Source organism: Streptomyces sp. AP-93, assembly GCF_022808175.1.
In the GTDB taxonomy this organism is placed as follows: Bacteria; Actinomycetota; Actinomycetes; order Streptomycetales; family Streptomycetaceae; genus Streptomyces.
In genome coordinates this window covers 161,928-175,529 of record NZ_JALGBX010000001.1, presented here as the reverse complement: position 1 = coordinate 175,529, position 13,602 = coordinate 161,928, and the positions used below count along the sequence as shown (strand labels likewise).

Annotated in this window: 14 protein-coding genes and 2 pseudogenes; 9 read left to right on the top strand and 7 right to left on the bottom strand. The window is 70.8% G+C overall.

Translation table 11 applies throughout. The features are described from left to right. Window positions 1-89 precede the first annotated feature (89 nt). A complete protein-coding gene (gene yaaA / locus MTF69_RS00835; protein WP_243329599.1) occupies window positions 90-890 on the bottom strand; it encodes a peroxide stress protein YaaA in 801 nt (266 codons plus the stop codon). A 105-nt stretch (window positions 891-995) separates the two neighbouring features. Here yaaA and MTF69_RS00830 point away from each other — a divergent pair, with 105 nt between their 5' ends. Continuing rightward, complete coding sequence (locus tag MTF69_RS00830; protein ID WP_243329597.1) at window positions 996-2,438, top strand: RNB domain-containing ribonuclease; 1,443 nt, start codon at window positions 996-998, stop codon at window positions 2,436-2,438. A 67-nt stretch (window positions 2,439-2,505) separates the two neighbouring features. Here MTF69_RS00830 and MTF69_RS00825 read toward each other — a convergent pair whose 3' ends face one another. Then, window positions 2,506-2,904: a TerD family protein gene (locus MTF69_RS00825; protein WP_243329595.1), complete on the bottom strand. Its 399-nt coding sequence runs from the start codon at window positions 2,902-2,904 to the stop codon at window positions 2,506-2,508. Between the two features lie 149 nt (window positions 2,905-3,053). Here MTF69_RS00825 and MTF69_RS00820 point away from each other — a divergent pair, with 149 nt between their 5' ends. Then, a complete protein-coding gene (locus MTF69_RS00820) occupies window positions 3,054-3,959 on the top strand; it encodes an AraC family transcriptional regulator (protein WP_243329593.1) in 906 nt (301 codons plus the stop codon). 23 nt (window positions 3,960-3,982) lie between these two features. Here MTF69_RS00820 and MTF69_RS43305 read toward each other — a convergent pair. The 3 genes and pseudogenes from MTF69_RS43305 to MTF69_RS00800 form a co-directional block, all read right to left on the bottom strand. Continuing rightward, window positions 3,983-5,116 (bottom strand): annotated as a pseudogene (locus MTF69_RS43305) (IS630 family transposase). Between the two features lie 85 nt (window positions 5,117-5,201). Next, on the bottom strand, window positions 5,202-5,843 hold the full coding sequence (locus MTF69_RS00805; protein ID WP_243329589.1) for a gamma carbonic anhydrase family protein: 642 nt from the start codon (window positions 5,841-5,843) through the stop codon (window positions 5,202-5,204). A gap of 374 nt (window positions 5,844-6,217) precedes the next feature. Next, window positions 6,218-6,496, bottom strand: a complete 279-nt coding sequence (locus MTF69_RS00800; RefSeq protein ID WP_243329587.1) for a hypothetical protein — start codon at window positions 6,494-6,496, stop codon at window positions 6,218-6,220. A 94-nt stretch (window positions 6,497-6,590) separates the two neighbouring features. Here MTF69_RS00800 and MTF69_RS00795 point away from each other — a divergent pair. Then, a pseudogene (locus MTF69_RS00795) lies at window positions 6,591-6,728 on the top strand (DUF4265 domain-containing protein); the annotation flags it as partial. Between the two features lie 40 nt (window positions 6,729-6,768). On the opposite strand, the gene MTF69_RS00790 reads toward MTF69_RS00795, so the two are convergent. Together MTF69_RS00790 and MTF69_RS00785 are read right to left on the bottom strand one after the other, a co-directional pair. Beyond that, on the bottom strand, window positions 6,769-7,446 hold the full coding sequence (locus MTF69_RS00790) for a nucleotidyl transferase AbiEii/AbiGii toxin family protein (RefSeq protein ID WP_243329585.1): 678 nt from the start codon (window positions 7,444-7,446) through the stop codon (window positions 6,769-6,771). After that, window positions 7,443-7,811, bottom strand: coding sequence for a hypothetical protein (locus MTF69_RS00785; RefSeq protein ID WP_243329583.1), 369 nt, complete (start codon window positions 7,809-7,811; stop codon window positions 7,443-7,445). Before MTF69_RS00785 ends, MTF69_RS00790 begins: the two co-directional genes overlap by 4 nt. A 435-nt stretch (window positions 7,812-8,246) precedes the next feature. On the opposite strand from MTF69_RS00785, the gene MTF69_RS00780 reads away from it, so the two are divergent. The 6 genes from MTF69_RS00780 to MTF69_RS00755 all read left to right on the top strand — a co-directional run bounded on the left by MTF69_RS00780 (window position 8,247) and on the right by MTF69_RS00755 (window position 13,532). Beyond that, the gene (locus MTF69_RS00780) at window positions 8,247-8,903 is read left to right on the top strand and encodes a phosphotransferase (RefSeq protein ID WP_243329581.1); all 657 of its coding nucleotides are present in this window, start codon (window positions 8,247-8,249) and stop codon (window positions 8,901-8,903) included. Between the two features lie 53 nt (window positions 8,904-8,956). Beyond that, window positions 8,957-9,751: a helix-turn-helix domain-containing protein gene (locus MTF69_RS00775; protein WP_243329578.1), complete on the top strand. Its 795-nt coding sequence runs from the start codon at window positions 8,957-8,959 to the stop codon at window positions 9,749-9,751. A 639-nt stretch (window positions 9,752-10,390) separates the two neighbouring features. Continuing rightward, a complete protein-coding gene (locus tag MTF69_RS00770; protein ID WP_243329576.1) occupies window positions 10,391-10,903 on the top strand; it encodes an XRE family transcriptional regulator in 513 nt (170 codons plus the stop codon). Between the two features lie 142 nt (window positions 10,904-11,045). Next, complete coding sequence (locus tag MTF69_RS00765; protein WP_243329574.1) at window positions 11,046-11,747, top strand: hypothetical protein; 702 nt, start codon at window positions 11,046-11,048, stop codon at window positions 11,745-11,747. 1 nt (window position 11,748) lies between these two features. Further along, window positions 11,749-12,939: an MAB_1171c family putative transporter gene (locus tag MTF69_RS00760; protein ID WP_243329572.1), complete on the top strand. Its 1,191-nt coding sequence runs from the start codon at window positions 11,749-11,751 to the stop codon at window positions 12,937-12,939. Continuing rightward, window positions 12,936-13,532 carry a hypothetical protein gene (locus MTF69_RS00755; protein WP_243329570.1) on the top strand — a complete coding sequence of 199 codons (597 nt, stop codon included), beginning with the start codon at window positions 12,936-12,938 and terminating at the stop codon, window positions 13,530-13,532. The genes MTF69_RS00760 and MTF69_RS00755 overlap by 4 nt, the downstream gene beginning before the upstream one ends. Window positions 13,533-13,602: the final 70 nt, after the last annotated feature.

The window sequence follows — 13,602 nt, the reverse complement described above, 5'->3', positions numbered from 1 at the left end:
GAAATCCAGCCCCGCCGGCGTTTGAGGCGCGGGTCCGGGCAGCGCCCGGGAAGCCCCGCGCAGCGGCTCCCCCGCCCCGGACGCACCGGTCAGTGGATCTGGGTGACGACCACGTCGAGGGACCATGACTTGCCCGGCTTCGCGGGGGCCTCGGCCTCCACCGTGAAGCCCAGGTCACGCAGGGCCGTCACCAGCTCCGCCGGAGCCGCGGGGGCCGCGCCCGCCGACAGGAGGTCGCGGACCAGGCGGCCCTTGGTGGCCTTGTTGAAGTGGCTCACCACCGACCGCTTCTCCACCCCGTCCACCATCTGGGAGTGCAGGACCCGGACCGTGGCCGTACGGCCCGCCACCTCGCCCTTCGGCTTCCACGCGGAGGCGTACGCCGAGGACCGCAGGTCCAGGACCAAGCCCTCCCCCGCCGCCTCCGGCATCACCGAGGCCATCGGTTCGCGCCAGAACGCGCCCAGCGCCCCCAGCCCCGGCAGCTTCACGCCCATCGAGCAGCGGTAGGAGGGGATGCGGTCCGCGACCCCGACCGCACCCCACAGGCCCGAGAAGACCAGCAGGGAATCCGCGGCCAGGGAGGCCGCGGCGGGCGACAGGGTCGACAGGCCCAGCGCGTCGTACAGGACGCCCGTGTAGATCTCCCCGGCCGGGCGGGCGACCGCCGTCAGCAGTTCCGCGTTCTTGGCGACCTCACCGCGCAAGCCCTCGCTCAGGCCGAGCACCTCGCGGGCCTTCAGCTCGTCGCCCACGCACAGCTCGACCAGCTCCTCCAGCACCGCCGCGCGGGCCTCGGCCAGCCCCGGCAGCGAGAGCGTCTGCGGCTTCAGCGGTGCGCCGGAGCCGCCGGCGGCCTTTCCTTCGGACGGCGGCAGCAGCACGAGCACGGTGGTTCTCCTTCGACGGGCACGGCACAGCGGCGGGGGTGCGGCCCCCGACCAGGGTAGACGGCTCGCCGTGCCGCCCGGGCCCACCGGCCATAGGCTCGGCACATGCCACGCCGTCATATGATCATGACCGGCGCAGACGGGGCTGCTCTGCGGGCCGCGCTGCGTGAACTGCGGACGAAGCTGGAGGTGCCGGAAGAGTTCCCGGCGCCCGTACTCGCCGAGGCCGAGCGGGCGGTACGACACCCCCTCCTGCCGGACTTCGACGCCACCGACATCCCCTTCTTCACGATCGATCCGCCGGCCTCGCGCGACCTGGACCAGGCCATGCACCTGGCGAAGCGCGCCACCGGCGGCTACCGCGTCCACTACGCCATCGCCGACGTCGCCGCCTACGTCACTCCCGGCGGCGCCCTCGACAGCGAGGCCCACCGCCGGGTCACCACCCTCTACTTCCCCGACGAGAAGATCCCCCTGCACCCGGCCGTGCTCTCGGAGGGCGCCGCCAGCCTGCTCCCCGACCAGACCTGCCCCGCCCTGCTGTGGCGGCTCGACCTGGACGCCGAGGGGCGGGTCGAGAGCACCGACGTGCGCCGCGCACTCGTGCGCAGCCGGGCCAAACTCGACTACGACGGCGTCCAGAAGGCCATCGACGCGGGCACGGCCGAGGAGCCGCTGGCCCTGCTGAAGGACATCGGGCGGCTGCGCGAGGCCTTGGAGACGGAGCGCGGGGGCATCTCGCTGAACGTGCCCGAGCAGGAGATCATCGAGCACGGGGGCTCGTACAGCCTGGCCTACCGGGCTCCGCTCCCGGCCGACGGCTGGAACGCGCAGATCTCCCTGATGACCGGCATGGCGGCCGCCGAGCTGATGCTCGCCGCCGGGACCGGGATCCTACGGACCCTGCCGACCGCCCCCGACGGAGCGGTCGGGCGGCTGCGCCGGGCGGCGAAGGCCCTGCGGATCGACTGGCCGCACCACGTCCCGTACGCGGAGCTCGTGCGCGGGCTCGATCCGCACCGGCCCGCCCACGCCGCCTTCCTCCAGGAGTGCACCGCTCTGCTGCGCGGCGCCGGCTACACGGTCTTCACCGGCGGCGAGACCCCGGACCCCGTCCTGCACGCCGCGGTCGCCGCCCCGTACGCCCATTGCACCGCGCCGCTGCGCCGGCTCGTCGACCGGTACACGGGCGAGCTGTGCGTGGCGGCCGTGGCCGGGGCCGAACCCCCCGGGTGGGCGCTGGAGGCGCTCGACGCCCTCCCGAAAGAGATGTCGGACGGAACCCGGCTGGCGAACTCGGCGGAGCGGGAGTCCGTGGACCTGGTGGAGGCGGCGCTGCTCAAGGACCGCGTCGGGGAGACCTTCGAGGCGACGGTCATCGACGTCAAGGACCGCGAGCCGCTGGTCGGCACGGTCCACCTGGCGGAGCCGGCGGTGATCGGCCGCGTGGAGTCCACGTCGGCGGAGCTGCCGCTGGGCGACCGCATCAGGGTCCGGCTGACGGAGGCGGACCCGGGCCGGGCGAAGGTGCTCTTCGCACCGGTCTAGCGGACGCGGAGCCCGGGGCGGGGCGTCGCCGGCGGACGCCCCGCCCCGTCCCGGGCCCGGGAGCGGGTCAGCGGTGGCGGAGCCAGAAGCTGACGGCGTTCAGCTCGGCGGGCTGCAGGCAGAGGTCCTCGACCTCCCCGAAGGTCCCGCCGTCACAGGAGGCCGCGACCACGATCCGCTCGACGGAGGGCTCGACGCGGCCGGGGTCGATCTCCAGCCAGTCCGCGGTCACCCCGCCCTCCCCCTGGGCGCTCCCCAACAGCCGCACCGCGCTCCCCGCGTGCTCGGGCTGGTTGTAGTACACGAGGTCTCCCCGGTCCCTGACCTTGCCGCCCGCATCGGCGAGCAGCGCGGCCGCGTCGACCGCGGGAGCGTCCGGCCCGCCGTCGCGGCGTACGACGGCCACGCGCATCGGCTCGCCGCCGCCGAGCGGAAGGTTCCCCCCTTGATGATCTCTGTCATGCACGCATCCTCACATCACTTTCCGGCCTGCCGGCAGGGGCGACGGCCCGGATCCGCCGCCGGACCACTCTGGTCATCGCCCCCTGTGACCTGGCATCATCGGCCGACCGCGCGGTACCACCGGCCGCGCAACAGCGGGGGGAGGGCCCGGACATGGGCTCGGTCGACGCCTTCGACGTACGCACGATGCCCGCCGCCGCCCCGGGCAGACGATCAGCGCGCCGGCGCGCGCCGGCCGCCGCACTGCGGCCGCTCATCATCAACTACACGGGGTTCCACACCGAGTTCATGGCCCCGAGGCGCCGCCTGGAGCTGCCCACCGGCTGCGTGACGCTGGTCTTCAGCTTCTCCGACGGCTTGTGGGTCTCCCGTACGGAAGACCTCGCCACGGCCCAACTGCGCCCCGCGGCCCGGGCCATGATCAGCGGCCCGCGCACGGTGCCGGCGGTCGGGTTGCACGCGGGAGTCGTGCACGGGCTGGAGGTGAACATGACCCCGCAGGGCTGCTACCGGCTGTTCGGCATCCCGATGTGGCACTTCGAGGACGCCCACATAGATCTGGTGGACGTGCTCGGAGCGCAGGGCCGCTACCTCACCGAACGGCTCCAGGCGCTCCCCTCGTGGACGGAGCGCTTCGCCCTGCTCGACGAGCTGTTCTGCGCCCGCCTCGACCGCGGCCCCCACCCCGCGCCCGAGATCGGCGGAGCCCTCTTCGAGCTCTGGGCGAACACCCGCTCCCTGGCCCGGGTGAGCGCCTCGACGGGGTGGAGCGCCCGTACCGTACGGGCCCGGTTCCGCGAGCAGGTGGGCCTGTCGCCCAAGGCCATGGCCCGGGTGTTCCGGCTGCAGCACGCGCTGCGGATGCTGGCGGCCGGAACGGCGGCAGCGCAGGTGGCGACAGCCTGCGGCTACCACGACCAGGCGCACCTGAGCCGCGAGGTGAAGGCGATGACGGGGCTGCCCCCGTCCCGGTTCGTCCTGCTGCGGGGCGGCCTGGCGCCCGGTTCGGTACTGGACCGCATGGCGGGCCGGGTCAGCAGCGTGATGCTGTCCGGCTAGACAGCTGGGCAGCTAGTGCCGCATCAGGCAACGTTTGCCCTGTCGACGACGGCGCGTAGGCGCCGGTCGTCGGCGTGGCGGTTTCGCCAGATGATGTAGCGGCGGATCATGCTGCCCTGCTCTTTGTGGCCGGCGTGGTCGGTGCCGTCGAGGGTGACGTAGCGCAGGGCAGTGAACTGGGCCTCGATGCGGTTCAGCCACGAGGAGTTGGTCGGGGTGTAGGCGATCTCGACGTTGTTGGCCTCTGCCCAGTCCGCCACCCGGCGGCACCGCTTGGTGGTCAGGTGCGGGGAGTAGGTGTCACACACGATCGCCAGGCGGACTGTCGGCAGGTAGAGGGTGCGCAGGTAGCGGCAGAGTTCCAGGAACTTCGATCGGTTCTTGGTCTTCTTGATGTCGCCGTAGAGCTTGTCCTTGGCCAGGTCGTAGGCGGCGAACAGGTGCCGCACCCCGTGTGGGCGGTTGTAGGTCGCCCGCCGCCTGCGGCGTGGTTCACGGTCGGGGTCTTTGTGCCTGCCGCCGCGTTCGGCCCACTGCCGGCCCGGGTGCGGTTACAGGTTCAGCGGGCCGAACTCGTCCAAGCAGAACACCACCTCCGGCTCGCCGTCCTCGGGTATGACCTCGCCGTCGGCGATGGCGTACAGGTGCTCGACGCGGGCCTTCTTGGCGGCGTAGTCCGGATCGCGGGAGGTCTTCCAGGTCTTCAGGCGTTGAAACGAGACGCCCTCCTCGCGGAGCAGGACCCGCAGGCCCTCGTGGCTGATGTCGTCGACGACCCCCTCGGCGACCAGGAAGTCGGCCAGCTTGGCCAGGCTCCAGGTCGAGAACGGCAGGCCGTGCTCGGCCGGCTTGGACTTGGCGATCTTCTTGATCTCCCGGCGCTCGGGCAGGGTGAAGGTCCTCGGCCGCCCGCCCGCGTACTTCGGATAGAGCGAGTCGAAGCCGTCAGCGTTGAAGTTGTGGATCACATCCCGGACCCGGTCCGCGCTGGTGAACGTCACCCCGGCCATCTTCGCCACGGGCATGCCCTGCGCGGATAACAGCACCATCTGCGCCCGGCGCCAGGTCACCACCGACCCGGTGCCCCTACGGATGATCAGCAGCGGCCGCCTGCCCTCGTCGTCACCGATCTCACGGACCCGCACTCGCTCTGCCACCGGCACAGCTTGCCGGACGCGTGCGCCGGAGTGGAATCCGGACGGCGCGTCACCTCACCACAGCACAAGGGTCGCTGATGCGGCGCTAGCCGAGATTCAGAACCTCATCGTCCGCGTGCGTGCCGAACTCGGCGACGCGCACCTCCGCGATGCGCTCGTACCGGCTGATCCGGTCGGTCCACTCCGCGTCGACGCCGAACGCCACCTGCGCGAAGCCCACCCGCCCGACGGCCTCGGCCAGGCCCGGATCGCCAGGGGCCAGCAGCCGCACCGGCGCGTCAAGCGCCACGGTGTGCGGCGGCACGAAGTACTCGTCCGGCAAAACGGTGCGCGCATGGACGAGCGCGCCGACAGCGACAACCGAGCCGGCCCCCAACCGTGCGCACTGCAGGACCGTCGCCGCGGTCGCCACATAGACGCACCTGCCGACCTCGCAGCCCAACAGCGTGGCATGCGGCCCCACGAAGACATGGTCGCCGACAAGCACCGGCTGATCGCCGGCGACCGCAGACCCGCGCAACACCGCGTTCTCGCAGATCACCGCCGCCTCCCCGACCTCGATCCGAGACCCCTCGGCATCGAGCACCGCACCGTACATCACCCGCGCCCTCGGCCCCACGCGGACATCACCGACGAGCGTGGCCGTCGGGGCGACATAGGCGGTGGGATGGACCTGCGGTTCATGCCCGCGGTGCCGGATGCGGATTCCCTGCGCTTCAGCGATCATGAGCGGATTCTCGCCCGACCGACCGCGAGCATGCTGGCGGATTTCCGACGTCGCGTTCGCCGAGACATGCGCCATCCGCGATCTGAGGCACTACAGGGCGAACGTTGGCTGATACGGCACTAGGAGCGTGGGTCAGTAACGGGCACATGGCCAGTCGGCCGTGATCGATGTGATCGGTCGCGGCCGTCCCGTCGGCGCTTGGAGGCTGTGGGTGGGGCCGCTTGTCCACCACCGCCGGACGCCCCTGCGGCTGCCTCTTCCTGACCGGCTCGACCTCGAACAGCCCATTCCCATCATGCATACCGCCATCATCCCGCGTGAATGATCATGAAACGCAGGCAGGTTGCCGATTGATGGGACACGAGCATGGGGTTTCAGTACTGCCGGGTCTCGACCACCTCGACGATCTGGCTCTGCGGGTCGACCGCCACGGTCACCCTGGTCCACATCTCCCGGAGGGCGGCCTCCAGAGCCTCGGCCTCGGCGGCGGTGTCGAAGTCCAAGTCGATCATGACGTGGCCCGGGTCGTCCGCGGGCCGCAGGATGCGGTAGCTCTTAACCCCGGACTTCTCCCGGCCGAGCGGGTCACTGTCGAAGGCCGCCTTCCAGGCCGCGTAGTCCGGTACGGAGTGCTGGACGCGCAGGACGTACATCTCGGCTCCTCTCCTTCCGGCCTCCTTTCAGTGGACCACCGGCAGACGCCGGGTGCCCACCCGGGCGGAGCGCGACGAGTGCCACACCACCGCGGACTTCCCTCTGGTCGCCTTCACCGTGCCGGCGGACGCGGACTTCGCCGGGATCAAGGCACTGCTGGCTCAAGGGCAGGAGGAAGGCTGGTGGCACTACGAAGTCGGCTGTGGCACGGCCGAGTGGTGGAACGCCTGACTCCGATGGGAACTCGGTTCCGGGCGCAGGGTGATCGAGCTCAGGCTCCGTGATCGTGATCGTGCTCGGAGTCGTGCAGCCGCTGGTCGAGGTCGTCCGTCCAGCGGCGGGCCCAGGTACGCAGCTCGGCGGTCTCGTCCTCGGTGAGGCCGTACGCGGCGAACTCGTCGTCGTCCGCCCAGTCGGCGCCGGCGAGGCGGTCGCGCAGGTCCTGGAGCCGGAACTCGTCGCGGCCGTGCCGCTCGCCGAGGCGTTCGAGGTCGGAGGTGGTGCGGTGGCGGGAGGCGGCGTGGACGTCGATGAAGTCGCGGACGGCTCCGCGGTCGGCGAGTGCGCGGACCTTCGTACCGATGACGGAGTCGAAGGCGAGTACCGGCCCGTACTCGGTCTGGGCCGGCGGGTTCCAGAAGTGCTCCTTGAGGACGTCGACCTCGCACTCCTCGCCGGTGTCCGGGTCGACGACCATCAGCCTGGCCGACAGCGGGTCGACGGCGATCACCCGCACCTGCCAGCCCCGGGCGGCCAATCCCTGCTCCAGGCCCGTGACGATCTCCGCCATCGGGGCGGGGTTCTCGGTGGCGACGTCGAGGTCCTGGCTGATGCGCTCGACGAGGCCGTGGGCCTGGACGGCGTACCCGCCGGTGATCACGAGGGGGTACGGGGCGCCGATGTCGATCACGGCGGCGAGGAGCCGGCGGTGCAGGTCGGTCAGCTTCACGCGGCGGCGGATCCCGTCGCCGCGAGCAGCTCGGGGAAGGCGTCTTCCCAGACCTCGCGCAGGTGCCGGCTGACCAGGGTGCGCAGGACGGGCCACTGCGTGAGGAGGAGGTCGCGGTTCAGGAGGGTGACGAGGTCCTCGTGAAGCCCCTCGGCCAGGACCGTGCGGTAGAGCCCCATGCGCAGGCGCGGCCGGTCCAGGTCGTAGGAACGCAAGCCCGACCAGGCCACGTGCAGCGGCAGCTCGACCACACCATGCCGGGGCCCGGCGAGCTCATCCAGGGAGACGGGCAGCCGGCCCGCGTACCGGGCGTGGAGCACCTCGGCCGCCGAGGGCGCCGCACTGCTGGAGGAGAGCATGACCATGAACCCGATTATCCCGCGTACCGCCCCTCCCCGGTACCGCAGACGCGCGTACGGTCCCCACCGGCCGCATGGGGCGTCGTGCGTGGGGCCTACGCGGGCTACGCCTCCCGCGGATCCCGCGTAGGCGCCCTGGGGCCGGCTGGCTCCGCCAGTCTTACCAGCGGCCCCGGGAGAGCTGAGTCCAGGAGGGCCCAGACGCGGCGCTGGCATCGCCCTTCGGCGTGGGCATCGTGACGGGCCGAGGTTGGTGTCGATTTCGGTGAAAGCTGCAGAACGTACGGTTGCCAACTTAAAGTGGCAGGTCAGTGAGTCTGCTCCCCGCGCACGCGGGGATGACCCCGATCACGAGTCTTACTGTTGATGTGATGCTGGTGCCGCGTCAGGCAACGTTCGCCCTGTTGGCGCGGGCTTGCCTGTCAAGACAGACTGCATCGCATGGAGTTGATCGCGCGGGGTCGGGACGCTGATGTGTATGCCCTGGATGAGTCCAGGGTACTGCGGCGATACCGGCACGGGGGTCCCACCGGTCTCGAGTCGCGTCTGATGACGCACCTGGCGGCATACGGGTATCCGGTGCCCCAGGTGTACGAGGCCACCGGGACTGACATGGTTCTAGAGCGGCTGACCGGGCCGACGATGCTGGACGTGATGGCCCGGCGCCCGTGGCAGGTGGGTTCCCTCGGCCGGGTGCTGGGCGGCCTCCACGACCGCTTGCACATGCTGCCGGCACCGGAGTGGCTGCCCAAGCGGTTCAGCACGGCAGATGATGACCGGGTGCTGCATCTGGACCTGCATCCGGGCAATGTCATGCTGACCCAGCGGGGCCCGGTGGTGATTGACTGGTGCAACGCGAGCGCTGGTGATCCCGCTGCCGATGTGGCGATGACCATGGTGACCATCGGCAGCGCGGACGTCCCCGGACTCGCCGCCCGCCTGGGACGGAGCCTGTTGCTGCGCGGCATACGCCACGGCTCTCGGACCGACCCCACGGGACGGCTCCAGGAGGCGGTCAGGGCCAAGCTGGCCGACCCGAACCTGATGCCCGCGGAAGCAGCGTGGTTGCGGAGCCGTGTTGCCGAGGCCGCTTTCTGACACTCGGGTGGTGGCCTGGCCGGGGCCGTGGGGATCTGCCAGTGTGCTGGTCCGTGGCTGTGCGGGTGCGGGTGCGCGAGATCGACGACGAGGGCAGACGGCTGCTGCGGATCATCCGCAGAGGCATCGGGTCGGTGGTCACCTGGCGGCGAGCCCAGATGATCCTGCTGTCCGCGCAGGGCATGCCGGTGGCAAAGATCGCCGAAGTGTCGTTCACCAGCGATGACCGGGTCCGCGACGTGATCCACAACTTCAACATCGACGGCTTCGACTCGCTCTACCCGAAGTGCAAGGGTGGACGGCCGAAGACCTTCACCCTGCCCGAACGCCGCGAGATCAAGAAGATCGCCAAGTCCAAACCGACCGAACACGACCTGCCGTTCTCGACCTGGAGCCTGACCAAGCCGGCCGATTTCCTGTTCGCCGAGAGGGTGGTCGACGACATCAGCCACGAGGGCCTGCGCATCCTGCTCCGCGAGGTAGGCGTCTCCTTTCAACGCCTGAAGACCTGGAAGACCTCCCGCGGCCCGGACTACGCGGCCAAGAAGGCTCGCGTTGAGCACCTCTACGCGATCGCCGACGGCGAGGTCATACACGAGGAGGGCGAGCCCGAAGATGTCGAGATCGCCTATACACCCACCAACAGCTCCTGGCGCAGCCGCATTGAGGGCCAGTTCACCGCCCTGCGTTACTTCACCCTCGACGGCACTGACCACGTCAGCCACAAGGAACAAGGAACAAGGAACAAGGAACAAGGAAGCATGATCCGCCGCTACATCATCTGGCGAAACCGCCATGCCGACGACCGACGCCTACGCGCCGTCGTCGACAGGGCAAACGTTGCCTGATGCGGCACTAGACAGCTAGACAGCTAGGCGGCTGAACCACCAGGCCGCGTGGCACCGGCCATCCAGGGCGCCGGCCGACCTGACGCCCCGCCGGATCGCGGCCCGGGACGCGCCTCGGATCGCGTCCCGGGCGGCGGCCGGACCGTGCCGTCCGGCGGCGGCTCCCCCGTTGGATTCCGCCGGACCCCGCCGACGGGCGTCGGCTCCCGTCGGCGGGCGGTTCGCCCGCCCCGGGCTGAGGACCCCCGTACCTCAGCCCACGGGCGAGCGCGCCGACCCCCCTGGTCCTGCACCTGGAGCCCGCCGCCGTGACGGCAGCGCGGCTCCTCCCCCTTCCCGCCCCGCCCACCGGCTCCGAAGCTCAGTCGGCTAGACGCATCGCGTCGAGCGGTTGAGCGCCGAACCATCTAGTGGGCTAGACGGCTGGACGAAGATACGCCGCGGCACACATGGCCTGTCAAGGTCCTGCGGGGCGCCCCGGGGGCAATATGGCATGGGTCACATTCCCCGGGGTCCGCTAGCTGGGTAGACGCAGTTCGTTGCACTGTGTGGCGAAAGCCATCTAGGCAGGTAGATAATGTCGACGATGATTTAGTACTGGACCATGAGGTCCAGCCGTAGACGGGAGCAGTGACGGTGATGGGTGAGGAGACCCCCACCGGCCGGCGGGACACCATGGGTGACCGCCTCGGCTTCTTGATCGAGACGATCCACCCGGCGGGCCGCGGTCCGTACACGTACCAGGAGATCGCCGAGGGCACCAAGAAGCTGTCGGGACCCTCCGTCTCGCACGGCACCGTCCAGACCATCCGCCTGAACAACAACCCGAACCCGGGCATCGACTCGATCCGCGCCATCGCCAATTTCTTCGGCGTCACCGTCGGGTACCTGGCCGACGGCGAGAACGCCCAGGCGATCGAGCAGCGGATCGAGGAGCGGATCGCGCGGCTGCGCGAGGAGATGGGCAAGGCCGCCGCGGCCGACGAGTTCGCCCAGGTCCTCGAGGACGAGCAGGTCAAGGCCGCGGCCTTCCGCCTCAGCGGGCTGTCCGCCGGTTCCATGCGGTCCGTCACCGGCCTGATCAAGCAGCTCCGGAAGGCCGAAGGGCTTCCGGATGTGAAGCCCCGCCGCCGCCGCGGCAAGGAGTCCTGAGGCGCGAATCAGCCACGCGCCTCACCCCATCAGCCATATTCCGGCCACCGACACGTCCTCAGTCAGCCCCTGCTGCGCTTCCGGTTACTCTCAGACCCGATCAGGTGTGCGGACTGGGCGATGACGGGCGGGGAGGGCGACCATGCGCTGGTGGAAGCGCGCCGACGCGGAGTGCGCCGCCGTCGCGGACCGGCTCGTCATCCCCCGGCCGTTCGACCTGGAAGCCTTCTGCGAGGGCATAGCCGCGCAGCGCGGCCGGCCGCTGATCCTGCTGCCCCTCGACGGACCCTCCGACCCGGCCCTGCCCTGCGGGATCTGGCTCGGACTGGACGTCGCCGACCTCGTCTTCTACGACGCCGTCGCCGCCGAGATCCTCAAGGTGCAGATCGTCCTCCACGAGATCTCGCACATGCTGCTCGGCCATGTCGCTCCCGAACTCGACATGCCCGAACAGCCCTCGGACCGGGAGCTCGCCCGGGCCTCCGAGCACTTCCAGCGCCTGCTGACGCGTACGCACACGGCCGTCTCCGGACTCGACCGCCCCGAGCTGCCCGTGGCCTCGATCATCCGCACCGAGGCGGCCCGGATCAGGAACGTCGCACGCAGGACCGAAACGATCGACGAGGAACTCGGCCTCGACATCGACCGCCTGGCCCACCTGATGGGGCGGAGCAAGTTCGCCAGCCCGCAGGAACGGCAGGCCGAGACCCTGGCCACGCTCATCCACGAGCGGGCCGGCCGCTACAACACGACGCAGTCGACCTCCAGTGACAGTGAGGCCGAGGACCGTCTCGTACGCCTCCATGACGCCCTCGGGCACCCCGTTCGAAACACGTGGTCGTGAAGTGAAACACCTCGAAATCGCCATCCTGGCCATGCTGTGGACGGTGACGGTCTGGCGCGCCCCCTCAGCCGTCCGGTCGGTCAAACAGCGGGCCCTGTGGACGGCGTTCGCCGCCCTGACCGTCTCCATGACGCTCCGCCTCCCCGGCGTGATGCGCACCCTGGACGACGGGGCGGGAGTCAACAACCTCTCCACCCTCGTCAAGCACTGGCTCGGCATGATCGCGGCCGGCGCGGTCGTCGACTTCGTCGTCGCCATCGCCCGCCCGGAGACCGGCCGCCGGCTGCGGGCCCGGCACTACGCCGCGCTCACCGCGATGACGGCCATGGCGGTGCTCTTCGTCTTCTTCGTCCCGCGGCCCCACGAGATGACCGACTTCTTCGAGGAGACCGCGGGCAACGGCTGGGCCACGCTCTACTACCTCCTCTTCGTCGTCTACCTCGGCATCGCCATGGCCACCGCCACCTGGCTCTTCTGGGGCAGCGCCCGGCACGCCAGCGCCCTGTGGCTGCGGACCGGCGTCCGGCTCATGGGCATCGGAACCGCCGTCGGCGTGCTCTACACCCTGCTGCGGGCCGGGTACATCGCGAGCCGTCTGGCGGGCCTCACGGACGACACCAGCGACGTCGCGGTCGACAACGTCACCGACGCCCTGAAGTACCTGGCGATCGGCTTCATCCTCATCGGGAGCAGCATCCCCGCCTTCGGCGTGGCCTGGCGCACCGTCCAGGACGGCCGGCACCACCGGCAGCTCCAGCCGCTCTGGCAGGACCTGACCGCGGTCACCCCCGACATCGTCCTGAAGACCGGGCTCCTGCGCAGCCCGCGCCTGCGGCTGTACCGGCGGGTGATCGAGATCCGCGACGCCGCCCTGACCCTGGACGCGTACACCGCCCCCGAGGTCCGCGAGCGCGCGCACCGCGCCGCCCTGGAGGCCGGGTTCGACCCGGCGACGAGCCCGGCGGCCGAGGCCCTGTGGATGCGGGCGGCCCGCGAGGGCAAGGCCCGCGGGATCCAGCCGCTCCACGGCACCCAGGAGCCGCCGGCCACCGCCGGCATCGACGAACTCGACTTCTCCGCCGAAGTACTGCGACTGATCCAGCTCGCCCGGATCTACCACTCCGCCGTGGCCGACGCATTCCTCACCACCAGCAGCGCTACCAGCGCCACCAGCCAGGAGGCCACGGCGTGACCGCCACGCTCACCCAGCCCGCCGAGTCCCGGTCCGCCCGCCTGATCACCGACGGGCTCGATCCCAAGACCTGGATCATCGCCGACACCCTCCTGATCGGCTGGCACACCGCCGGCCTCGCCGGGATCGGCTGGGGACTCCTGGGCTGCCTGTTCAGCGCCGTCATCCCGCTGGCCTTCATCAAGTACGGCATCCGGCGCGGCCGCTGGGCCGACCGGCACGTCGGTCAGCGCCGACAGCGCATCACCGTGATGGTGTTCATCATCGGCTCGGTCGCCACCGGCATCCTGCTGATGGCGCTGCTCGGCTCGCCCCGCACGATGATCGCGCTGATCGCGGCCATGCTGGCCACCCTCGCGGCCCTGCTCGCCGTGACCCCCGTCTGGAAGATCAGCGTGCACGCGGCCGTCTCCTCCGGGAGCGTGGCCATGCTCGCCCTGACCTACGGGCCCTGGCTGCTGCTCGCCTACCCGCTGGTCGCCGTCGTCGGCTGGTCCCGGGTCGAGCTGAAGGACCACACCCTCGCCCAGGTCCTCGCGGGCACCGCGGTGGGCGCGGCCGTCGCGGCCACCACCTTCGCGCTGGTCCGCTAGGGCCTGTCTTCGGGGCAGCCCGTTTTCGAGCCGTGCCGTTTTCGGGCCGTGCCGTTTTCGAGCCGTGCCG